The organism is Ktedonobacter racemifer DSM 44963 (assembly GCF_000178855.1).
GTDB classification, from domain to species: domain Bacteria; phylum Chloroflexota; class Ktedonobacteria; order Ktedonobacterales; family Ktedonobacteraceae; genus Ktedonobacter; species Ktedonobacter racemifer.
In genome coordinates this window covers 1,594,119-1,614,836 of record NZ_ADVG01000004.1, presented here as the reverse complement: position 1 = coordinate 1,614,836, position 20,718 = coordinate 1,594,119, and the positions used below count along the sequence as shown (strand labels likewise).

At 54.4% G+C, this 20,718-nt stretch carries 19 protein-coding genes; 9 read left to right on the top strand and 10 right to left on the bottom strand.

What is annotated here, in order from left to right; all coding sequences use genetic code 11:
• Positions 1 to 54: 54 nt before the first annotated feature.
• The 3 genes from KRAC_RS48730 (at position 55) to KRAC_RS48720 (ending at position 3,742) form a co-directional block, all read left to right on the top strand.
• Complete coding sequence (locus tag KRAC_RS48730) at positions 55 to 639, top strand: IS607 family transposase (protein ID WP_007904801.1); 585 nt, start codon at positions 55 to 57, stop codon at positions 637 to 639.
• The gene (locus KRAC_RS48725; protein WP_007919998.1) at positions 626 to 1,924 is read left to right on the top strand and encodes an RNA-guided endonuclease InsQ/TnpB family protein; all 1,299 of its coding nucleotides are present in this window, start codon (positions 626 to 628) and stop codon (positions 1,922 to 1,924) included. Before KRAC_RS48730 ends, KRAC_RS48725 begins: the two co-directional genes overlap by 14 nt.
• A gap of 150 nt (positions 1,925 to 2,074) precedes the next feature.
• A complete protein-coding gene (locus KRAC_RS48720) occupies positions 2,075 to 3,742 on the top strand; it encodes an ATP-binding protein (protein ID WP_007919997.1) in 1,668 nt (555 codons plus the stop codon).
• Positions 3,743 to 3,802: 60 nt separating this feature from the next.
• On the opposite strand, the gene KRAC_RS48715 is transcribed toward KRAC_RS48720, so the two are convergent.
• The 5 genes from KRAC_RS48715 to KRAC_RS67970 all read right to left on the bottom strand — a co-directional run bounded on the left by KRAC_RS48715 (position 3,803) and on the right by KRAC_RS67970 (position 9,686).
• Complete coding sequence (locus tag KRAC_RS48715; protein ID WP_157508006.1) at positions 3,803 to 4,633, bottom strand: hypothetical protein; 831 nt, start codon at positions 4,631 to 4,633, stop codon at positions 3,803 to 3,805.
• Between the two features lie 142 nt (positions 4,634 to 4,775).
• Positions 4,776 to 6,011: an alpha/beta hydrolase family protein gene (locus KRAC_RS48710; RefSeq protein ID WP_007919993.1), complete on the bottom strand. Its 1,236-nt coding sequence runs from the start codon at positions 6,009 to 6,011 to the stop codon at positions 4,776 to 4,778.
• 209 nt (positions 6,012 to 6,220) lie between these two features.
• The gene (locus tag KRAC_RS48705) at positions 6,221 to 6,802 is read right to left on the bottom strand and encodes an IS200/IS605 family accessory protein TnpB-related protein (RefSeq protein WP_052569242.1); all 582 of its coding nucleotides are present in this window, start codon (positions 6,800 to 6,802) and stop codon (positions 6,221 to 6,223) included.
• The gene (gene ltrA, locus KRAC_RS48700; protein WP_007905969.1) at positions 6,795 to 8,591 is read right to left on the bottom strand and encodes a group II intron reverse transcriptase/maturase; all 1,797 of its coding nucleotides are present in this window, start codon (positions 8,589 to 8,591) and stop codon (positions 6,795 to 6,797) included. The genes KRAC_RS48705 and ltrA overlap by 8 nt, the downstream gene beginning before the upstream one ends.
• Before the next feature lie 582 nt (positions 8,592 to 9,173).
• Positions 9,174 to 9,686: a hypothetical protein gene (locus KRAC_RS67970; protein ID WP_244422539.1), complete on the bottom strand. Its 513-nt coding sequence runs from the start codon at positions 9,684 to 9,686 to the stop codon at positions 9,174 to 9,176.
• A 10-nt stretch (positions 9,687 to 9,696) separates the two neighbouring features.
• Here KRAC_RS67970 and KRAC_RS77390 point away from each other — a divergent pair, with 10 nt between their 5' ends.
• From KRAC_RS77390 to KRAC_RS64085, 3 genes are all read left to right on the top strand, one after another.
• Positions 9,697 to 9,921: a hypothetical protein gene (locus tag KRAC_RS77390; RefSeq protein WP_007919991.1), complete on the top strand. Its 225-nt coding sequence runs from the start codon at positions 9,697 to 9,699 to the stop codon at positions 9,919 to 9,921.
• 255 nt (positions 9,922 to 10,176) lie between these two features.
• Positions 10,177 to 10,323: a hypothetical protein gene (locus KRAC_RS72925; RefSeq protein ID WP_007919989.1), complete on the top strand. Its 147-nt coding sequence runs from the start codon at positions 10,177 to 10,179 to the stop codon at positions 10,321 to 10,323.
• 97 nt (positions 10,324 to 10,420) lie between these two features.
• Complete coding sequence (locus tag KRAC_RS64085) at positions 10,421 to 10,873, top strand: DUF4383 domain-containing protein (protein ID WP_007919988.1); 453 nt, start codon at positions 10,421 to 10,423, stop codon at positions 10,871 to 10,873.
• A 72-nt stretch (positions 10,874 to 10,945) separates the two neighbouring features.
• On the opposite strand, the gene KRAC_RS48685 is transcribed toward KRAC_RS64085, so the two are convergent.
• The 3 genes from KRAC_RS48685 to KRAC_RS48675 form a co-directional block, all read right to left on the bottom strand.
• Complete coding sequence (locus KRAC_RS48685) at positions 10,946 to 11,596, bottom strand: YoaK family protein (protein ID WP_007919987.1); 651 nt, start codon at positions 11,594 to 11,596, stop codon at positions 10,946 to 10,948.
• Between the two features lie 114 nt (positions 11,597 to 11,710).
• Positions 11,711 to 13,810 carry a chloride channel protein gene (locus KRAC_RS48680; protein WP_007919986.1) on the bottom strand — a complete coding sequence of 700 codons (2,100 nt, stop codon included), beginning with the start codon at positions 13,808 to 13,810 and terminating at the stop codon, positions 11,711 to 11,713.
• A gap of 117 nt (positions 13,811 to 13,927) precedes the next feature.
• Positions 13,928 to 14,530 (bottom strand): TetR/AcrR family transcriptional regulator, encoded by a 603-nt coding sequence (locus KRAC_RS48675; RefSeq protein WP_007919985.1) that lies wholly within the window; start codon positions 14,528 to 14,530, stop codon positions 13,928 to 13,930.
• Between the two features lie 275 nt (positions 14,531 to 14,805).
• On the opposite strand from KRAC_RS48675, the gene KRAC_RS48670 reads away from it, so the two are divergent.
• Positions 14,806 to 15,303: a hypothetical protein gene (locus tag KRAC_RS48670; RefSeq protein WP_007919984.1), complete on the top strand. Its 498-nt coding sequence runs from the start codon at positions 14,806 to 14,808 to the stop codon at positions 15,301 to 15,303.
• Between the two features lie 41 nt (positions 15,304 to 15,344).
• On the opposite strand, the gene KRAC_RS72920 is transcribed toward KRAC_RS48670, so the two are convergent.
• Positions 15,345 to 16,199 (bottom strand): helix-turn-helix transcriptional regulator, encoded by an 855-nt coding sequence (locus tag KRAC_RS72920; protein WP_007919983.1) that lies wholly within the window; start codon positions 16,197 to 16,199, stop codon positions 15,345 to 15,347.
• A 76-nt stretch (positions 16,200 to 16,275) separates the two neighbouring features.
• Between KRAC_RS72920 and KRAC_RS48660 the strand changes: the two genes are divergently transcribed.
• Together KRAC_RS48660 and ribD are read left to right on the top strand one after the other, a co-directional pair.
• Positions 16,276 to 18,054, top strand: coding sequence for a glycoside hydrolase family 2 protein (locus KRAC_RS48660; RefSeq protein WP_007919981.1), 1,779 nt, complete (start codon positions 16,276 to 16,278; stop codon positions 18,052 to 18,054).
• Between the two features lie 163 nt (positions 18,055 to 18,217).
• The gene (ribD, locus tag KRAC_RS48655; protein WP_007919979.1) at positions 18,218 to 19,336 is read left to right on the top strand and encodes a bifunctional diaminohydroxyphosphoribosylaminopyrimidine deaminase/5-amino-6-(5-phosphoribosylamino)uracil reductase RibD; all 1,119 of its coding nucleotides are present in this window, start codon (positions 18,218 to 18,220) and stop codon (positions 19,334 to 19,336) included.
• Positions 19,337 to 19,476: 140 nt separating this feature from the next.
• Here ribD and KRAC_RS72915 read toward each other — a convergent pair whose 3' ends face one another.
• Positions 19,477 to 20,691 carry a hypothetical protein gene (locus tag KRAC_RS72915; RefSeq protein WP_157508002.1) on the bottom strand — a complete coding sequence of 405 codons (1,215 nt, stop codon included), beginning with the start codon at positions 20,689 to 20,691 and terminating at the stop codon, positions 19,477 to 19,479.
• Positions 20,692 to 20,718: the final 27 nt, after the last annotated feature.

The following is a 20,718-nucleotide window of genomic DNA, read 5'->3' as shown; positions in this document are numbered from 1 at the left end:
TTGAAGTTATAGCGAATCCTTGACAATCACTGAGCATCCTGGTACACTTTTCCTATGAAACTCAGTGATTACGCAAAACAACAAGGGGTCCGCTATGAGACGGCCTGGCGCTGGTTCCGAGACGGCAAGATTCAGGGTCGACGCGTGGGAGCGCACACGATCCTGATCGATGAACCTGCAAGATCCGCCAGCCCGGTGAAAGCTGCGACGGTGGTGTACACCCGCGTCTCCTCAGCCGAGAACAAGGCGAACCTGGACAGTCAGGCGGAGCGGCTCGTGGCGTACTGTGCGGCTCGTGGCTATCAGGTGAGCAAGGTGGTCAAAGAAATTGGTTCGGGGGTCAACGACAATCGGCCCAAGTTTCTGGCGCTCCTGGCTGATCCCAACGTCGGGCGGATTGTCATTGAACACAAAGACCGGGGGACGCGCTTTGGCTTTCGCTATATTGAGACGCTCCTCACCGCTTACGGGCGGGAAATCGAGGTGGTCAATCAGGCCGAAAATGGGACCGAAGATCTGCTCACCGACCTGACGAGCATCATTTATAGCTTCTGTGCCAGACTCTATGGGCAGCGTCGAGCGAAACGAAAGACCGAGCGCATTGTCCAGGAATTGGAGGCGCAAGATGCAACTGGTTGAAAAGCATGTGATTGCGCAGACCGATCCGCGCTTTGCCTGCGTGGATGCAGCCTGTTTTGCCTCCAAGAATCTCTACAATGCCGCCCTCTATGAGTTGCGTCAAACCTTCTTTTTGACCAACACCAGCCTCTCCTATCCTGCGCTGGATAAGCGGATGCAAGAGCACGAGGCATACCGGGCGTTGCCTGCCAAAGTCGCGCAACAGGTGCTCAAGCAGGTCTGCACCGCCTGGTCGAGTTTCTGGGCGGCGCTTCTGGTGTATCGAGAGACCCCGGCAAAGTTCGTGGGGCGTCCTCAACTCCCAAAGTACTTGCCCAAGGCGAAGGGGCGTAACCTGCTCGTCTATACCATGCAAGCGGTGAGCCGGGGCAAACGGACCCTGGATCGGGGGATCATCCAGCCCTCGCAACTGGGCATCCAGGTGAAAACCCGGCAAGACCCCAAAGCCATCGCGCAGGTGCGCGTGGTTCCCAAAGTGGGCTATGTCGTGGTCGAAGTCATCTCTGAACACGAACCCACCGTCACGGCGGTTGATCCTGATCTGCTCGCCGGACTCGATCCGGGTATGGATAATCTGGCCACGCTAACTTCAAACAAACCAGGCTTTGTCCCGGTGATTGTTAACGGGCGCGGCATCAAGTCCTGTAACCAGTATTATAACAAACAACGAGCAGTGCTCCAGAAATCCCTCGGACATCCTGGCCGAAGTCGGCGCGTGGAACAGTTGACGACTCGACGCAACCGGCGGATCGAGCACGACCTGCATACGGCCAGCCGCTTCCTGATTGATCTGTTGGTCGCCGAGGGGATCGGGACGTTGATCATGGGCAAGAATCCGTTGCAAAAACAAGAGATCCGCTTAGGGAAGCGCACCAATCAGCACTTTGTGCAGATCCCGCATGCGCGCTTCATTCAGATGCTCCAGTATAAAGCGGAACTGGTCGGCATTCGCGTGATCCTCACCGAAGAGTCGTACACGAGCAAAGCCAGCTTGCTTGATCTCGACCCCCTGCCCGTGTATCGCAAAGGCGAGCAGGTGGCCTACCAGTTTAGCGGCAAGCGCATCGAGCGGGGACTGTATCGAGCAGCCGATGGGCGGGTCATCCATGCTGATGTCAATGGCGCAGGGAATATTATCCGCAAAGTAGCTCCTGGAGCTTTCGAGCGCAAGGGAGTAGAGGATGGGGAGTGCAGGGTCCATCTGCCGGTAGTCCATCCGGTGAGGAAGTCATTCCCTCACAAACCCGCTCGCGAGAAAATCCTGGCTCCTGTCAGGATTCGCTAGTCGCGACGGAACTATTATCAGCTCAAACACAAGCTCCTATTAGAGTCTCTCCCTTTTAAAGGCTATACACATATACTGCATGGTGCTTGCAGTTACGAGCCTCACATAAAGTGATGTGCTCCAGCGGCTAAAACCTCGAAGGAGGCCTATATGCACACAATCAAGCACAAAAAATCAACCTCAACGCTCCAAGAACAGGTTTCACAGCATCCTGCATCTTCTATTGAGCAGAACACTTGGCGCATAAATCCAGGCAATCAGGGTTTCTGGAAACGCCTGTATGCGTTCTGGGGAGCCTCAGTCTTTACACCGTCATATCTGCCAGCCCCTCTACGCCGACCTTTAGCTGGCTATATGTTGGCTCTACTGCTGCCTTTCCTGACAGTTCTGGGAATCTTCTACCTTAAAGGTATCGCTCCGGAATTAAGCTTTGTTAGCGCACCTGTAGTGCTGGGCATCCTCATCGTCTCTCTGGGCTGGGGAGCACTTCCTGGCCTGCTTGCGACACTCTGGGGTACGTTCCTGCTAGGCTTCCTGGTCCTACCACCGCATATCTCGTTGGCACTTGAGCAGATTGAATTTTTCTATAGCATGTTTATGTTTACCCTGGTTGGCCTGGGCATAACCCTGCTGAGCACTCAGGTACAACGTGCGCATCACCAGACAATCAAAGCTCGCGCCGATGCAGAGGCTGCACGCGCGAATCTCTCGCGCATCCTGATGCAAGCCCCTGTTTCCATTATCGTCCTGAGCAAAGATGAGCAGCGCTTTGAACTTGTTAATCCCAATGCCTGGCAGGCCTTTGGTCAGCGCCCGGTTCTGGGCAAAACCTTGCAAGAAACCCTGCCTGAGTATGCCTCTCAAGTCGCGCCCGTGATTCAACAAGTACGTACAACTGGCAAAGAGCATTCGATTGTCGAACATCGTGTTCTTGTCGATCAGCACAACGACGGCTCCCTGGTTGAACAGTACTATAACGTAGCGTATCAGCCTATGCTTGCTTCTGATGGGAACGTCAATGGTGTGATTATCATCGGCTCCAATGTTACCGAGCAGGTGCAGGCACGCCATAAGGTAGAGCACCTATTGGCTGAGCTAGATAACTTCATCAGTGTCGTAGCACACGAGTTACGTACGCCAATTACCGCAGCAAAGATGTGTGTTCAGGTCTCTGAACGCAAGGTACAGCGCGTGCTTGGCAGCCAACCACAGGTAGAGGAGAAGAGTGACCTGCTCTCTCTGTTACGGAAGAATCTCCTGCGCATCGAGCATCAGCTTGAGCTGCAAAACCGCCTGGTTCATGATCTCCTCGATGCCTCGCGTGTGCGCGCCGACCGCATGGAACTGCGCCCGCGTCTATATAATCTCGTCGAGAGCCTTCAGGATTGCGTCGAGGACCAACGCACGCTGCATCCTGATCGCATGATACAGCTCATAATGCCTGAGGAGGCTGAAATACGGATCAAGGCCGATCCCGAGCGCGTGCAACAGGTCATCAACAACTACCTGACCAACGCGCTGAAATACTCTGACACCGATAAGCCCGTCGCCGTCGAGGTTACTCTAAAATCAAACGCGGTCTCTGTTTCTGTACGTGACGAGGGGCCTGGACTGAATGAGGAACAGCAGAAACGAATCTGGGAACGCTTCTATCGCGCCCCCGGCATTCATGTACGCAACGGTTCCGGGGTCAGCCTGGGCCTGGGCCTCTTCATCTGCCGCTCAATTATCGAGCGCCAGGGTGGACGCGTCGGTGTCACCAGCACCCCAGGACTGGGCTCAACCTTCTGGTTTACCCTCCCTCTAAATAAATCATAACGTAAAAATAGTGAGAAGCCAGTTAGGCGGCCGCCTAACTGGCTTCTCACTATTTTTACGTTAGTTATCAAGATCTTTGGGAGCATGGCGCTTAATGACGCGCTCATTAGCCACCATGACCTTCTCCACTTCGTCAACCTCCGCAACGACCTCGTACCCACCATACAGGAATGGCTGCACAAAGAAGTCCTGCGCCAGGATATGGTGAATACCATAATGGGGATGGCGGTGATGGACATCACACAACACCATCATATTCGCCTCGGAATCAACGAAATCCTCGAGAGATTCGTAATCCTTGACCTGGGGAAAGATGTGATGCACCTTCTTTGGATCACAGGCGTTTAGCAGGCTCCGCTCGATTGGATAGTGGTGCGTCTCAATATCCTGCGCGCCAAAGGGATTCTCCTTGGGATCTTGCAGGGTTGAATTACGCACGCCACAGATCGCGCAGGGCGTGTCCAGAACATGCACCAGGTGATGATGCGTGCGCTGGTAGATTGGCGTCTCCTCACGTGGGGGATGAGGCGGCGTCATCTCAATATGCGTGACATCTTCGATAGTCGTATGCACATGCATCAACGTTTCACTTGGCACACCATCACTCTCAACCCTCTTGACCTTAATGTCCTCAGTGATGCGCTCATGAACCTCGGTCGTCGTCTCGCCCCTCCTCCGCTCGACCTTCACGTCTTTCTGGATATTTTCACGTATACGCGTCTCTTTGAGACCCTTGGGGGTCGCCTGAACCTGATCTATCTCCACTTGCTCATCCACATGCACACGCGCATGCTTCTTCGCATTATGCGCCGCGTGAGGAGTCAGGCGCAGGTGAGCCAACCCTGGAATAGCCTTGAGAATGGGATCAAAACGGAGCGGCTTAAACATCATGTTTCTCCAAAGACGTTCTCGAAATTATTAGAATAGCAAACATACAGGCTCATCTATCATAAAATTAGAAGATGAGCTTGTCAAGAATGTATGGCCTCTGTAGGCGAAAACAACTATTAGCTGTAGCGGCGCCACTCCTCTGCTACAATTGATCAAAACGTACTTCAGGATACGCCGAGGCCGGACCACGCAACAATGGCGAAGGCTTCTGGTTGAGATAGGTGTCAAAGAAGGCCCGTACATAAGCACTGGTAATACTTAATCCTCGTGCTCCATCAATGGGACCGAGTATTCCCATAAGCTTAAAGGGCGAAAACATGACCGAGAAGTCAGAGAAATTCATGTGTTTCATGCCTTCAACGCCAAGTATGTATTTCTCGCCCGTGGGTACCGTTCTCAGCACAGAGCGAGCTTGCGTAAACAGGTCCTTGCAGTCGTTACAATCGTCTATAGTACCATGATGCATAAAGAGGAATGGCTTTGTAAGCCCTTGCTGCACAACATTGCCAAAAAGGTTTCCATCCAGGTCAATGCCAGCCTTGCAACGCTCGTCCAGGTGACAGACCTCCGCGGCGGTCGCTCCACCAAAAGAATGCCCGAAGAGGCCCAGGCGCTCCAGGTCTAATCTGCCAGCAAGCAGGCTCTGCCCAACACTATTCAAGTGCTCTAGTTGATTCATGACGAAGATCGTATCCGCGGCCCAGATCTTCTCAATCTGCTGGAGATGCGCATTGATAACATCTGCCGGGTCGGAGTCGTTGCCGCCTTTCCCCTCTTCAGTCGCCTGGACCACACGACCATCAGAGAAGACCACGGCGGAGGCACTATAGGTCGGAGCGATGCCTACGACGATATAGCCATGACTTACCAGGTCTTCAATCAGAGTAGTATAATCTGTGGGCAAGAGGCCCATGCCAGGCGAGAAAATCAGCACTGGGTAGCGAGCCTGGTTCGTGGCGAGTGGCACATTCTCAAATGCATGTGCGTGAATAGTTTCGGCTCGCGAAATAAGCCAGTCTCCAAAGAGAGAACCGCCATGATACTGGTTCCAGGCCTGCGCCCACTTAGAGGGAAGATAACTTGCCGCCTCCTTGCTCGCGCCTGACTGCGCGGGATACCAGACCCAGACCATCAGTTCTCGCTTGACCCCGGGCTTATGGGCAAAAGTCTCGGGCCGCGCCTGGTCGACCCAGTCAAATACGGTTCGCCCAATCGCATACGGGCCGCCTGGCTTTGGCAATTCGCGCGCCGTGTGACTCATGATGCCACAATAGATCAATCCACCACCTCCAAGCACTATACCTCCAAGAATAAGACCCCCAGCCACCTTTAACAGCAGCCCTCCCCGCTTCTGCAAAAGCTTTCTTAAAAAGGTCATACAGCCTCCTCCATGAGGTACACCATTCAGCTCTGGCCCGTTTCGTAGGCCTTGTTGTAGGTAGGAATGTGGCGTGTTTTTGCGGGCTGAGCCCGCAAAAACACGCCACATTCCTACCTTATTAACAGAATAGAGGAAAGCAGTTCGACCAGGCAATGTCCTGCTACAGTATCTTAAAATGATGACGAATATGCCTATAAGTCATCCGTTCAGACGGCCAGCCGTCTGGGGAGAACTGCGGCTCCCGCTACTCCTCGCCCCACTTGCAAAGGGTCGGAGCTACTTTTGCGTAAGATGTTGTAGGATCCGTTGATATCGGCATGAATGAGGCGTCCATCCCTGGCACGATACCAACTGCGAGCCACACGCTTGCCTGAGAACACCGGCTTCTCAGCCGTGTTGGCTTCATAGGTTGGGATGGGGTCGTCGTCCAGAAAACTGGCCTTGCTGGTGTAGCTTTCTTCTTGAAGGATGACCCTGATCCCCACCAGGTGCGCTTTGTAGGTCAACTGCTCAATGAAACGAGCATGGGGAAGCTGCACAAACTGCTGGTTGTTCCTGCGTCCCATGGTCACCTCTTGTTTCCACAAGGGATTCTTGCCAATCACCAGCGTTCCGATGCCTTCGCCCACCAGCAGATCAATGATCCGACGGCTGGCCGTGTGCAGATACGCATCCACACGGCGATTGCGCTTCGTCGTCACGCGATCCAGCTGGCGTGAAGTGTATCGGTTCTCATGCGCGAGGCGTTGCTGCTGCTTGGCGCGCTCTTTGTTGTTAAAACTAAGCATGAGTGTCACCACTCCTACTCGTCTTCAAAACCGTGCTTGACAGTTTCCCGTCACACGGCTCCTCAGTAACATGGCCTTTGTCGTAGGTACCGTTGGCCTTTTTCGAGTGGCGCTCGTCGTGGCAATGACGATGGAGAGCGAACTTGTTGCTCAATTCCTCTCCGCCTCCTTCACTTTTCGGGGTAATGTGATCGATCTCTATGAGGTCTTCATCTTTGAAGTACAGTCCACACCAACGGCATTTTCCCTCTTGCTTCTGTAAAAGTTTTGCTTTAACTCCGTTAAGAAGCGGGTGTTTCTTGAGTCGCTGGCTCCAGTAAAGAAGATTTCCGTCATATGGGCTGGCAGTTCCTTTCACTTTTACATGACGCCGGATGTATGTTTGTTGGTGGTTTCGTAGTTGTAGGTCGGGGGTTCGGAAGATCCATCCCTTTCCTTCATCCACTTTCCAATACTTTTGCATAATCCAGTGTCGATTTTTGTTTGGGTGCCTGCGATTCGCCCATCTTTCCAGTTGTCGAAAAAGTACCATGTCGCAGTGCTTGAATGCCCTTCTTGCACAGATGCTTCGGTAGTAGTTTGCCCATCCGTAAATGACCGGGTTCAACTCTTTAATGAGCTTTTCCTGTTTCATGCTCCGGTGCTCTGCTACCAGACGATGCGTTTCTTTCACATGGTGCGCAATCGCTTCCTTACTGGGTCTGATGAGTGTCTTGAAGCCAAGTGGTTGACCATTAGGCCGCTTTCCGGTGTGTGTTTTCCCCATCGGATACTGGCGTATGGTGAAACCAAGGAAATCAAATCCCGTTTTTCCCTGATATTCCATCAAGGTGTGCGTGATCCGTGTCTTGCTCGGCTTGAGTTCTAGTCCAATGCGCTGTAACCATTCCGAAAGGATTTCTTTTGCTTTTTCGACGCCTTCGAGCTTGGGATGGAAAACCACCAGATCATCGGCGTAGCGGACAAATTTGGGTCGTCCCTCCTTCCACCGGTAGGCCGCTATCAAGTCCGTTTCCATACCATGAAGCGCGATATTCATAAGTAATGGTGAGATGACTCCCCCCTGCGGGGTTCCTTTCCGGGTCTCGTCAAATATGCCATTATCAATGATTCCCGCTTTGAGCCAAGCTTTCACAAGCAGCCTTACTGCGGGATAGGTGTCGAGTTTGGCGAGAAGTGCCTGATGATCAATATGATCAAATGCTCCTTTAATATCGGCATCCAGGACATACTTTGCCTGTGTGCAGATATTGGTGTGAATGGTTTGAATTGCATCATGACAGGAACGTCCAGGGCGGAAACCAAAGCTATTGGGTTCAAATTTGGCTTCCCATTGTGGCTCTAAAGCGAACTTTACGAGGCACTGGTGCGAGCGATCTCGCATGATGGGAATCCCCAAGGGTCTTTTCTCATCCTTTCCAGGCTTGGGAATATAGATCCTTCGCACTGGTTGGGGTTTGTATTGAGACCATTGCTTGGGGTGGATTTGTTCAGCCAGAGTGAAACGCTGGGCCGGTTTGACTGATTTTACTCCGTCAATGCCTGCTGTGCGTTTTCCCTGGTTGTCTTGGGTCACTCGTCGAACCGCTAAAAGCCTTGTCGCTCTGGATTTCATCAGAAGTTTCTGTAGTTTGTGGACTGCTCTTGTGTTGCCACGGCTCTCGGCTTTGAAGATGCGCTTTTGTAGGCGGTAAACATGCTGCTCGAGCTTGCGCCAGGGCAGTTTGTTCCAACTTTCACTCTCAGGGTCAGGTGGTAGCTTGATCTTGGGTGCCTTCGTTTTCACCATACTACTCGTTTCTCTTCATTCCATGTTACCGTGCCTACGTCAGCATATCCTGGGCATTACCCCAGGCATTGGCTTTTTAGGCAATCCTTCTCGGAGGCAGCTTGCGGATGGTTTCCTGCTCATCGTATCGACCTCCAATGAGAGCGTACCTTCGAGTTACTCCGTTCCGATTATCTGTTTTGCGCTGCCGTAGGTTTGTGCTATCCACCGGGTACGCTAGTGAGTGAGGCAGGGTATCACTACACTACCCTTTCACTTTCTCCATTGTTTCGCAGATTGGTACCTTACCTTTTGGTCAAGTCTATCAGCCTGTTTGACTTGTTCAACCTAACGATGGTTCCGTTGCACATTCGCGTTATTCATTCTGTTGAATGAACTGCTAACCATAGCCGCCTGACTCGGAGATGGGTCTGCTTCAGACTAGCAGTTTCCTCTCCTGGATACCCGCTTTACGGATTGAGGACCAGTCGCTACCGTAGGGCATCGTCTTTCCGTGCTCACTTCACAGGTGAGGAATTGCACCTCACGTCAGATAATCAGTTATCAAGACATTGATCAATGTCTTGCCAGCCTTCCCCTTACTTATCCAGCAAGTTTCGGCTGAACGGATCGCACGTAGCACTGATTGAGGCTTTTGAGGGGTTTGCCACTCACCAGGCGAGGCACAAAGCCAGGTTTGTCGCTGGTGATGGCTGCCAGCACATTGACACCCACATCCACGGCTGCTCGAAGCTGCGGGTTGACCGCAGCCGGTTGGAGCTCCTGCTCATAGACGACCTCCAGCATGTAGCCATCAGCGCGTGGAACGATGCGAACCTGCCGGATGGCTTCCCAGGTGATCTGAGTCGCGATCTCGATCGGAAGTCCTGATGGGACCAGCTTGCCCGTGCGCTTGAATACCCTCTTGCCCAGGGCTTTTTTCTCGTAGATGAGCAGGAAACGGCCCTTGGCCTTGTCTTGATAGCCAGGGATCTTGGGGCGTCCCGTGAAGGTAGAGGGGTCTTCGCGATAGGCCTCCATCACGCGCAAAAAAGCTGACCCAGTTGTGGTGGAGCTGAATGAGGATGGCATTACTGACTTTGCGAGGCAGGGCACAATAGGCCTCATGGTGTTTCAAGCGATGGAAGATGGCAGCGTAGGGCAGGTAGGTTCCCTCGTGAATGAAGGCTTGTCGGATCTGGTAATTGGCCTGGTTATAGAGGTTCTTGGAGGCAAAGGCTGCTCGATCAATGACGGCAAAGCGTGCATCCTGATGACGAATGAGATGTCGTTCGACCAACTGCACCTGGTGCCTCCTCCCTTTCCAACAACACGTCCTTCGTGTTGGTGAACCTCTCTTGGCGTTTCATGCAAGAACATTCTTTCTAACGAAACTCTACCAGAGATGTCTCCATTTGTCAATATCTGGCATGATTCCTTGGAAACCACGTACCATCTTCTGCTCTTCTTCCTTTGTTTTGAATGTAGAACAAATATACCACAAAGCCGCTGCTTTTGCAAGGGAAGAGAAGTCCATGGATGTCTTTCTTTGTCTACACGCTCGAAAACAAATTATAGTCCTTCCTCCACGCGAGGGTTACAGGCGATGCTATTGCTGGTATACCTGCTGGGCGCGTTCATTAGTGGGTTAATCGTGCTCAGGTGGCCCACGCTGGCCTTGCTCTTTCCCGGTAGCGCCATTGTGACTGTCTTGCTGGCTGCGTTTTACCATCACAGCCATCAGCATAGGTAAGTAGATACATAGTTCAGTCACCTTCTGCCCTGGTCAGGCGTGTGCCCTCGGTAAAACATGTTTTAGCGAGCTTTCATCGCGAAAGAGAGGAGCACACATGGCAGCACCATTACAGCAGAGATCGACCTGGACCGCTAATCGCCGGATTGCATTACTTATTGGCGTCGTTTTTACGCTCGTTGGACTTGCTGGTTTCTTTATTGCTCCCGGTATGGCGCCACGTAGCTTGCTTGGTTTGGACGTGGATCGTGTGCATAATATTGTGCACCTGGTAACTGGACTCCTGGGGCTTATCGCGGCCTTTACCGGCTGGTCACGCCTGTTTAATCAAATCTTCGGCGTGGTGTACCTGGTGATTGGCCTGGCGGGGCTGGTCTATCCAGCATTTTATTCGCATGGTATGCTCTTTGGTGTCATGCATGTTAATGCCGCGGATCATGTGTTTCACCTGGTCGTCGGCGCAATTGCCGCCTATGTAGGCTACTTTGTGCATGACTATAGCCGGGTCGAGGAGCCTTATGCCAGGGAGAGCCAGAGGAGAACTTATTAACCATCCCTGTCTGATAGACGCGCTGGAGAAGCATACAAGTGCTTTCCAGCGCTCTTTTTGTCTACTGCTACTCTAAGTGCTGAATTTTAAGCACCCAGAGCCTGAAAGAAGGTGTGATAAACGGATAATATACCCTCTCTCCAAAGAGGCATGAGCAAGCTGCCTATGGGGGTACCCCATCACCTGTCGCACCAGGCCGCCAACAAAATTATGGATCGTGCCAGTGATATTGGTTGTCACTACTCCGCTAATTGTTAGCTGGGCAACAGCGCAGCTTTGCAGACCCATAGCCAGCGCAGAGAGCAAGAGGAGTATACACAAAACAGGAGCGGTGGGCGCTGGCAAGGCATACCAGAGCACACAAAAGACGGCAAACACCAGCGTTTCAAGCGCGAGCAGCTTGGTAACGTGAAACGGCCAGGTAGTAGAGCGAGTATCCTGCTGGGGGATAATCGCCCCACTGGCGACGCCAAGGCAGAAACCTACCAGGGCAACGCCGGTGTAGAGCACATCCTGCATTCTTCCCCGGCCTAACGCCAGGCCCAATAAAATGGTGTTGCCCGTCATATTCGCAATAAAGACATGCCCCAGTTTGAGATAGCTAAGCGCATCCATGCTACTGGAGACACAGGTCAGAAACAGCACCATGAGGTTGCGCCCCCGAATCGTTGAGAGCGACAAAGAAGCAGCGATATGCTCTTGCCGATCATGATCCTGTTGCATAACCATCCTCATTCTCAAGACTACTCGCCGCTACGTGGCTCGCTGGGGTATTAGGGATATGGTGAAGCAATGCCTGCGGCATTGCTTCACCATATCCTATACTCTATAAGAATCTTAATCCCCTGCAGGCAGGACAGGTGCTTCACGCCAGGCAAGGTAGCGATGTAATTGTTCTTCAGCCTTGATGCTTACCATGAAGGTCACAACATCTCCCGGCTCAATAACACTGCTTCCACGGGGAAACAGCAACTCGCTCGAGCGGCGAATAGAGACCACCAGGGTTTCAGGCGGCAACTGTGCCTCGCGGAGCGCTACCCCTGCCAGGTGCATGCCCGGCTCAATCGTCGTCTCAATCATGACTGTACCCTCTACCAGGCCACGCATGCGCCGCACGTCCTTGGTGACAGTTTCGCGATAGAGATGCACAATATCCGCGACCGAGATCAAACCCAGCACGCTACGGTCGCCGGTCAGCCCCTCGGCATCTATCACAGGCGCCCAACTTACACGACGCGTACTGAGCCCCTCCAGCGCCTCATCAAGTGTGTCATCTGGATAGAAGGTTAGAACGTCGTTATGCATTGCCTCATTGACAAAACGTTGCGCGCGCTCCTCGCGCGGGATACGCTCGATATCCGCCATTGTTAATACACCCACCAGGTTACCAGCCTGGTCTATAACTGGCACGCCACTCGCCTTATGCTGCCCAAGCAGCACCTCCGCCTGCGAGAGAAACTGTCCAGGCGCAAATCGTAGCATGAGCGGTTGCATCGCCTTCTGGACAGAGAGGGTCGAGAGCAGCGGGAAGGAGAGTTGCAGACGGTGCGCAGGCGAGTCGGCCCGTGTCGGTACCTGGCTGGTATACATCGTGGTGCCACCCACCAGAATAGTGGCGATACCAACCGCGATCATCGCGGGCGCCAGCATGGAGAGGTTTCCGGTCATCTCGGCAACCATCAGCATGACCGCCAACGGGGCATGCGCGATTCCACCAAAGAGAGCCATCATACCTACAATCACAAAGGGTGCGGGCGTCGCGGGCAAGCCGGGAAAGACATGGTAACAGAGCCGCCAGAAGCAGGCACCCACCATACCACCAATCACCATGCCCGGACCAAAGATGCCACCTGAGCCACCCGAGCCAATCGAGAGGCCAGTGGTGAGAATCTTGGCAAAAGGGAGAAGCAAGATCACCCACAACGGGAGTGAAAGCAGGCCCGCCCCCATACTGACCTGAACCCATCCATAGCCCATGCCCAGCGCCTGCGGCATCACCAGCCCGATCAAGCCCACAAGCAAACCGCCGATCCCTGGCTTAAACCACTTGGGAAGCTTCAGGCGATGGAAGATATGCGTGATACCATAGAAACCACGCGCATAGAGCAAGCCCAGCAGACCACAAAGCACACCCAGGACAACATAGTAGAGCAACTGGGGCGGCGAGGTAAAGGCCAGGTTAGGCGGAGTAGCAAAGATAGGTTGCCAGCCAGACCAGGCACCGAAGACACTATAGCCAATGATGGAGGCCATAAGGGCGGGAATAATCGTCTCCACCTCCAGGTCATCTTTATAGAGAATCTCAGCCGCCAGGATCGCACCTCCCAGGGGTGCGCGGAAGATAGCACCGATACCGGCCCCAATACCAGTCGCAAGCGCGATACGCCGATCCTGGACATCCAGGCGCAATACATTAGCAAGGATCGAGCCAAAACCCGCACTGATCTGCGCCGCTGGCCCCTCGCGTCCCGCCGAACCACCTGTACCAATCGTAATCGCCGAGGCCACCAGTTTGACCAGGGGAATACGCGCCCTAATCGCTTTACCTTCGTGGAAAGCGGCGATGGCCGCATCCGTTCCATGCCCCTCTGCCTCGGGCGCCAGGTTAAAGACGATAATACCTGAGATCAAGGCACCAAGGGTCGTCACAACGGGCAGGAGCCAGGGACGCGTCGCCGACCAGAAGGACATCACGGTCGTCTGCCCGCCCTCACCAGCAGGGCTGGGCGGAAGATAGCCGATAAGACGCCCCAGGAAGAAATCAGTCGCAAAGTGAATGGCCGCGTAAAAGGCGATGGCCCCCACGCCCGCCACTAGGCCAATCAAAGTGCTGATAAGCAGCCACTTCAGCAGATACCGTGGGCTTTCAAAACTGCGCCGGCCTCGCCTGATATGAAAGAGGCGCCGCAAAAACGTCACAATAGCAGATGCATTCATAGACCAGGGATAACCTCCTGCAAAAATTCTTGTCCCCTCATTACAATTCTTCTACCAACAATTATGAGTGGGCGGTCGTTCAATAAAAAAGCAAAAAAAGAGCACGGTATTGTCCCCTTATGTAGAGGCAATACCGTGCAGCACCATTTCAGCGACCTTGTTGGCCTGCTGGAGAATAACCTGTTCGGATTGTCCCAGCACGTTAGCTGAGAGCACAAAGGACTCCATGAGCGAGAGTATCATAAGCGAGGTCGACTCTATGTTTGCGCAGCGGATCTCGCCTCGGGCATGGCTCTGCTCCAGCATAAAAGCGATGGTCGCAAGATAATCCCGCATCAGTTTGGTCGCCTCAGCCTGGAAAGCTCGATTCACGCCGTAGAGGGCGCTCATATGGACGTTAAAGCTATCCCGCTCCTCCTGAGCGAGTTGCACAAAAGCGCAGAAAAGACGCTCCAGGCGCTGCTGAATACTTCCATCGGTCGCGAGGGCCGCGCGAATCGCCACCAGGTGATCTTGCGCGATATAGCGCAGCATGGAGAGGAAGAGCTCACGCTTGTTCTCGAAGTAGAGGTAAATGGTCCCCTTGCCAATGCCTGCCTGCTCGGCTATCATGTTGATGTTGGCCTGGTCGAAACCCAGGCGCGCAAACTCGCTCGCCGCCTGGCGGATAATATGGCGACGCGTGGCCTCACGCATCTGCTCATCAACAACTTTTGGCATAGGCTTTCTTCCCCTCAACAAGGCTTCGCCATAAAATGGGCTACTGGTCAGTTATTTCTCTTGTAGTATAGATGACCGGCAAACCACTGTCAAGCACAAATTAAATCAATGTAAGTGATGCTGAAGAGGGCGACTCACTCCAAAATTATTTTACCCAGCGCGCACACAAATCATATACAGTTCACGTTCCCGGTGAGCACTGCGGCAATGGCAAAGATTACTGGCTCGACGATGACTCAGATGACTCCTATATCTGTAGAAACGATGGCTTGCTTATGACGCGGAAAGATAAGCAGTATGGTGATTGGGAGTGGTTCACCTTTGTTCCTGATAAATTGACCACACAGGACGCCTTTTCAGGCTACAACTACTTTCCACATCACTATCGCGTCCAGGTAAAGACTACAATTATTGCAAGTAGTCCAGATACCTGCGTTGCGCTGGCGGTTCATGTGCAAGACTTTGAAGGTCGTCAAAATTTCGATATATGCGTAGACGGCAACTGGTATTATGGGCACTGTGATACGCAATGCAAAACATGGACACAGATGGACTCGGGTCAGCTTCCTTCTGTAAAAACGTCACATCTCATTAGCATGGATGTCTCCGCTAACATCATCGTCTTGAGTATCGATAATAAACCGGTGGCATCTGAACACGATAGCATGTATGAAACAACCAATCAGTTGGGATTTAGCTTATATGGCAACGAGGACACCAAAGAGGTTAACACGGTCCTCCTCTCAGATTTCTCATATCAGCCAGAACCATAAGAGAGCTGGAAGAAGCTATTGAAAATGCACACTTCCTCACCTCAGCGGCTCGCTGATCTCCGTATCTGCTCGCGGTAGGTGGAGGGGGAGACGCCGACGTGGCGTTTAAAGGCGGTGCTAAAGGCGAAAGCGTTGTTATAGCCGATGCGCCAGGCGACCTGCTCGACGCTGTAGGAGTCGCTGGAGAGCAGGGCCATGGCGCGGCGCATGCGTAAGAGGGCCAGGTACTTCATCGGGCTCTGGCCCAGTTGCTGCTGACAGAGGCGGCGTAGCTGCTCGCCGCTGATCCCCAGCCGTGCTGCCAGTTCTTCGCCAGTCCAGTCGTTGCTGATGTCGTTATTCACGGTCTCCCAGAGCTGCTGCAAGCGCCGTTCCTGGCGCTCGGGTCCAATGATGCGCTGGGCATACAGGGCTATAAGCTCGGTCCATTGCTGCATGGCAGCCTGCTCGGCCTGGTCTATATACTCACGGTAGAGGCCTGCGATGACAGTAGCCAGGGGCTGCGGGTCGACCTGGACCTGACGCGGAGCCTCACCTATGATGACTGGCTGCTCCAGGCTGTCATCATAGGCAACCCAGCAGACGGTCCAGGGCACCTCTTCGACAGCGCGATAGGCATGCAAGACTCCTGGCGGTGTGAGATAGGCTGTGCCAGGTGTGCAACGTCGCCACTCGTTCTCCACCAGGATCATGCCCCAGCCTTCCAGGCAGAGCAGCACCTGGCTGGTTGCCGGTCGCTGGCGCACAAAGCGGAATGGTGACTGAGCTTGCGAGATTCCTACCAGGCCAATTCGATGCAAGGCAAAGGCCTGGCATGCCTGCTTGCCCACCATTTGCTCGTGTGTATGCGACCCAATGATGTGGGTTTCACAAAGGTCTATTTGGAATTCACTCATGGACTCGTCTCTCATTTCGCTGTATTCTACCATAAAGAAGAAACACTGTGGTTCGATTTCACAAAGGAGAGATCCTATGAGCATACCTCGTCCAGAATACCCTCGCCCTCAGTTTGTCCGTTCTGAGTGGCTCAACCTCAATGGTGAATGGCAATTTGAGATCGACGCGGGTGATAGCGGCCTTGAGCGCGGATTGGTGCAGCGTGAACTACAAGATCGTATCCTCGTTCCCTTCTGCCCCGAGTCCGAACTCTCTGGCATCGGCAACACCGATTTCATGCCCGCGGTCTGGTATCGCCGTACCGTGACCATTCCTAGTTCCTGGGGTGAGCAACGCGTGCTACTCCACTTCCAGGCAGTTGATTATGATACCACCGTCTGGGTCAATGGCACTGAGGTAGCTCGTCATCGCGGCGGCTTCACACCCTTTAGCTGTGAGATCCCCTCTGGCCTGGCTGGCAGCGATGTGACCATCGTCGTGCGTGCGCGTGATACCGCGCAACCTCCTCAGCCACGCGGCAAGCAGTCCCAGCGCTATGAAAACCACTCCTGCCTCTACACGCGCACAACTGGCATCTGGCAGACAGTCTGGCTGGAGCCAGTCCCCACCGTCTCGCTCAAGCGCCCACGCATTACGCCCGATGTGGCACATGGCTGCTTCAACTTGACCCAACCTCTGAGTGCCCTGGGCACGGGTTTAACCCTGCGCGTACGCCTGAAAGATGATGCGGGCGAGATCTGCACTGTGAGCGTGCCCGCCGACCGTGATTTCTCTCCCAAGGTGACGCTGCCTATTCCCGAGGAGCGCCGTCACTACTGGTCCACGCAGTCTCCCTATCTCTATGACCTGGAGATTGAACTCCTCAACGGAGAGACGGCCGTTGATTCCGCGACCAGCTACGCGGGCCTGCGCAGTGTGACCATTGATGGCAAGGCCGTCAAAATTAATGGGCAAACCGTTTTCCAGCGCCTGGTGCTCGACCAGGGCTACTATCCCGATGGCATCATGACCGCGCCTAGCGATGAGGCCCTGGTCCATGACATCAAGCTTGGCCTGCAGGCTGGCTTTAATGGAGCGCGCCTCCATCAGAAGGTCTTTGAGGAGCGCTTCCTCTACCATGCGGACCGCCTGGGCTACCTGGTCTGGGGCGAATTCCCCGATTGGGGCTGCGGCGGATATGGGCGCGAGGATGATCACCAGCAGCCTGGCGCGACTTATGTCACTCAGTGGCTAGAAGCGATTGAACGCGACTACTCTCACCCCTCGATCGTGGGTTGGTGTCCCTTGAATGAGACCTGGCAGGTCCTCACCGACCGTACCACTGTGCTCGACGATGTTACCCGCGCAATGTTCCTGGCCACTAAAGCCATGGATAGCACACGCCCGGTCCTCGACACGTCTGGCTATAGTCACCGCGTTCCCGAGACCGATATCTACGATAGCCATGATTATGAGCAGGACCCGGTCAAATTCGCGGCCAACCACGCCGGAACTGGAGAGAATAAGCCCTTCATTAATCGTCACCGCGAGCAAGTGATCTCTGTCCCATATCGCAACCAGCCCTACTTTGTTAGCGAGTTCGGTGGCATCTGGTGGAATCCTGAGGTCGAGCCAGGCAAAGATAGCTGGGGCTATGGTGCCGCGCCCAGGTCCCTCGATGAGTTCTACGACCGCTTCAAGGGCCTCTGCGACGTCCTCCTGGATGATGCCGCGATGTTCGGTTATTGCTACACCCAGCTCACTGATGTCTACCAGGAGCAGAACGGCATCTATACCTTTGACCGTAAAGAGAAGTTCGATATAGAGCGCATTCGCGACGTCCAGACGCGCATCGCTGCCATCGAGAAAATCTAATGAGGGAAGTAAGCGACAGGGGAGGTTGCGGGCAGCGCCCGCAACCTCCCCTGTCGCTTACTTCCCTCATTATAACTTATAATTAAAGGAGCAAAATATACTGTGATCGATGAGTGTGTAAACATTCGCAGCGCAGCAGGCTTAATATTCACAGGAGGAAGACATGGACGATCAGGAAGCGATGCGCCTGGCGATTGCTCACGCGCACTCGGTTGAGGGGCGTACAGCTCCACGCCCACCCGTAGGGGCCGTTGTGGTGCGCGATGGCGTCGTCGTAGGACAGGGAGCAACCTCACCCCCTTACGGACCCCACGCCGAGGTACACGCCCTCAACGATGCTGGCGAACTGGCACGAGGGGCCGACCTCTACGTCACACTTGAGCCATGCTGCGTCACAATTCACACGCCACCCTGTACCAGGGCCATCCTGGCGGCAGGCATCCGGCACGTCATCGTCAGCTCGCTTGATCCCAACCCCCTGGTCAGCGGACAAGGACTGACACAGTTGCGCGAGGCTGGGGTCGAGGTCACAGTGGGCGTCGGGGCCGAGGAGACAGATGAGATCATCCGCCCCTTCGCCACCTTTATACGCCAGCAGCGCCCCTATGTGACCGCCAAATGGGCCATGACCCTTGATGGCAAGATCGCGACCCATAGTAGCGATGCCTACTGGATCAGTGGATCAGAGGCCCGGCGTTGGGTTCATAACCTGCGTGACCGTGTGGACGCTATCCTGGTCGGCTCTGGCACGGTCCGTGCCGACGATCCTATGTTAACGGTACGCCTCACGGACGAGGAGCGCCTCTATGCACGCGCTCCCCGCCAGGGGCCTTTGCGCGTCGTCCTGGCCTCCCAGGGCGCGCTACCAGCGCAGAGCAAGCTGCTCCAACCTGACCTGGCGAGCGATACATGCATTATCGTGGGAGAAGACTGCCCGGTAGAGCAACAACAACGGCTACGCGACACCGGCGTCGAGGTCATTCAGGTAGCCAGCAACAATACCAGCCAGTTGGATCTCACATCGGCCCTCTCCGCCCTGGCCCAGAAGGGCGTGATGCATGTGCTCATCGAGGGCGGCAACAGCACGTTGGGGAGCGCCTTCGACCAGCAGCGTATTGACCATGTCGCGGCCTTTATTGCCCCCAAGCTTGTTGGAGGCGAGGCCGCGCTCTCGCCCCTTGGAGGAAAAGGACTCGCTTTCATGCGCGAGGCCCTACAACTCCAACAAGTACGCATACAGATCATCGGTGAAGACGTTCTAATCGAAGGCGACCTCACCTAACTCTATGTGCAACTTTTTCTGGGTAGGAGGTGTGCTGCGGGTTGGCAGCCGAAGGCTGCCAACCCGCAGCACACCTCCTACCCAGGCGAGCGCCTCAGGCGCGAGAAGTCATGCTAAGCAGTTACCCATGATGTGACCCCTTATGGAAACTTCTGCACAAAGAAAGAAGCATTCACAAAGGAAGGCTGCTGCCCATCCTGGGGAATTTGCAGGTACACCTGGCTGCCCGCGCGGTTTTGCAGCGTAAGGAAGCTATTGGCTGGCAGAACCACAAGCACCAGGCCGGTATTCTGCTGATACTGGTCGCCTGAAACGTAGGTCGCTCCTACAATCTCGCTCGTTCCATTGAGGAAGACACTAAACTGGTTAGGGCCAATACCAGACACCGAGAACTGAATCAGGTAGAGTCCAGCACTCGCAATAGCGACCTTCTCCGGGCTGGTCGTCGTACTATGTGCAATGCCTGTCGTTAGTAGACCAGTGTTATTGAAGGCTACCACGCCCCATGCAGCCACAATCTGCGGTCCTGTATTAAAGACATAACCCGCGGCACCACTCACGGTCGGAGGTGGTAGTGGAGGCGGGGTCGTCTGGGGCGCGGGCGGTGGCGATGACGGAGTCTGGGGCAGAGACGCGGCCAGGCGTTGCCCCTGTTGTGGTTTGGTCTGTGAACCCGGATAGCCACCTGGATTCTGTTGTGGAGAACCTGGATGACTATTGGGAGTTGGCTGTTGTTGTCCTGGGTGACCATTTGGATCCTGCCGGCCTGGCCCCGGCTGCTGGCCTGGATAGCCTCCTGGACCTTGCTGCCCTGGATACCCTCCTGGTTGCGGATAGCCGGGATACTGCTGTTGCCCGGGATATCCTGGATACCCTCCAGGTCCTGGTTGTGGATAGCCGGGATACTGCTGTTGCCCGGGATATCCTGGATACCCTCCAGGTCCTGGTTGTGGATAGCCGGGATAGCCATCTGGCCCTTGCTGTCCTGGATAGCCCCAGGGGCCAGGGTAAGGCCCTGGATACCAGCCTGGCCCTTGCTGCCCTGGATAGCCCCAGGGGCCAGGATACGATCCTGGATACCCTCCTGATCCCGGCCTTGGGCCAGGATATCTGCCGGGTCCCTGCTGTCCTGGATAACCATTATGGCCCGGATAGCCGGGATAACCGGGATAGCCGGGATAGCCCGGATAGCCATTAGGGGCTGGAGAATTGGGGTGAGTGTTCGTATTTTGCGGACTATACCCACCGCCAGGAGGCTGCCCTGAAGCAGAATAGGCACCCGGCGCTTGGGGGATAACGGACATGATAAAATCTTCCTCGCCTATGGCTGCATCCTGGTCAAATGATTTGTTCAATGCATCTTCCACTCTTCCACCACCTTC

Bases quoted from the DNA above. Each gene is read 5' to 3' on its own strand.
- KRAC_RS48730 (WP_007904801.1), top strand. From the start codon at position 55: ATGAAACTCAGTGATTACGCAAAACAACAAGGGGTCCGCTATGAGACG.
- KRAC_RS48725 (WP_007919998.1), top strand. From the start codon at position 626: ATGCAACTGGTTGAAAAGCATGTGATTGCGCAGACCGATCCGCGCTTT.
- KRAC_RS48720 (WP_007919997.1), top strand. From the start codon at position 2,075: ATGCACACAATCAAGCACAAAAAATCAACCTCAACGCTCCAAGAACAG.
- KRAC_RS48715 (WP_157508006.1), bottom strand. From the start codon at position 4,633: ATGATGTTTAAGCCGCTCCGTTTTGATCCCATTCTCAAGGCTATTCCA.
- KRAC_RS48710 (WP_007919993.1), bottom strand. From the start codon at position 6,011: ATGACCTTTTTAAGAAAGCTTTTGCAGAAGCGGGGAGGGCTGCTGTTA.
- KRAC_RS48705 (WP_052569242.1), bottom strand. From the start codon at position 6,802: ATGCTTAGTTTTAACAACAAAGAGCGCGCCAAGCAGCAGCAACGCCTC.
- ltrA (WP_007905969.1), bottom strand. From the start codon at position 8,591: ATGGTGAAAACGAAGGCACCCAAGATCAAGCTACCACCTGACCCTGAG.
- KRAC_RS77390 (WP_007919991.1), top strand. From the start codon at position 9,697: ATGGTGTTTCAAGCGATGGAAGATGGCAGCGTAGGGCAGGTAGGTTCC.
- KRAC_RS72925 (WP_007919989.1), top strand. From the start codon at position 10,177: ATGCTATTGCTGGTATACCTGCTGGGCGCGTTCATTAGTGGGTTAATC.
- KRAC_RS64085 (WP_007919988.1), top strand. From the start codon at position 10,421: ATGGCAGCACCATTACAGCAGAGATCGACCTGGACCGCTAATCGCCGG.
- KRAC_RS48685 (WP_007919987.1), bottom strand. From the start codon at position 11,596: ATGCAACAGGATCATGATCGGCAAGAGCATATCGCTGCTTCTTTGTCG.
- KRAC_RS48680 (WP_007919986.1), bottom strand. From the start codon at position 13,810: ATGAATGCATCTGCTATTGTGACGTTTTTGCGGCGCCTCTTTCATATC.
- KRAC_RS48675 (WP_007919985.1), bottom strand. From the start codon at position 14,530: ATGCCAAAAGTTGTTGATGAGCAGATGCGTGAGGCCACGCGTCGCCAT.
- KRAC_RS48670 (WP_007919984.1), top strand. From the start codon at position 14,806: ATGACGCGGAAAGATAAGCAGTATGGTGATTGGGAGTGGTTCACCTTT.
- KRAC_RS72920 (WP_007919983.1), bottom strand. From the start codon at position 16,199: ATGAGTGAATTCCAAATAGACCTTTGTGAAACCCACATCATTGGGTCG.
- KRAC_RS48660 (WP_007919981.1), top strand. From the start codon at position 16,276: ATGAGCATACCTCGTCCAGAATACCCTCGCCCTCAGTTTGTCCGTTCT.
- ribD (WP_007919979.1), top strand. From the start codon at position 18,218: ATGGACGATCAGGAAGCGATGCGCCTGGCGATTGCTCACGCGCACTCG.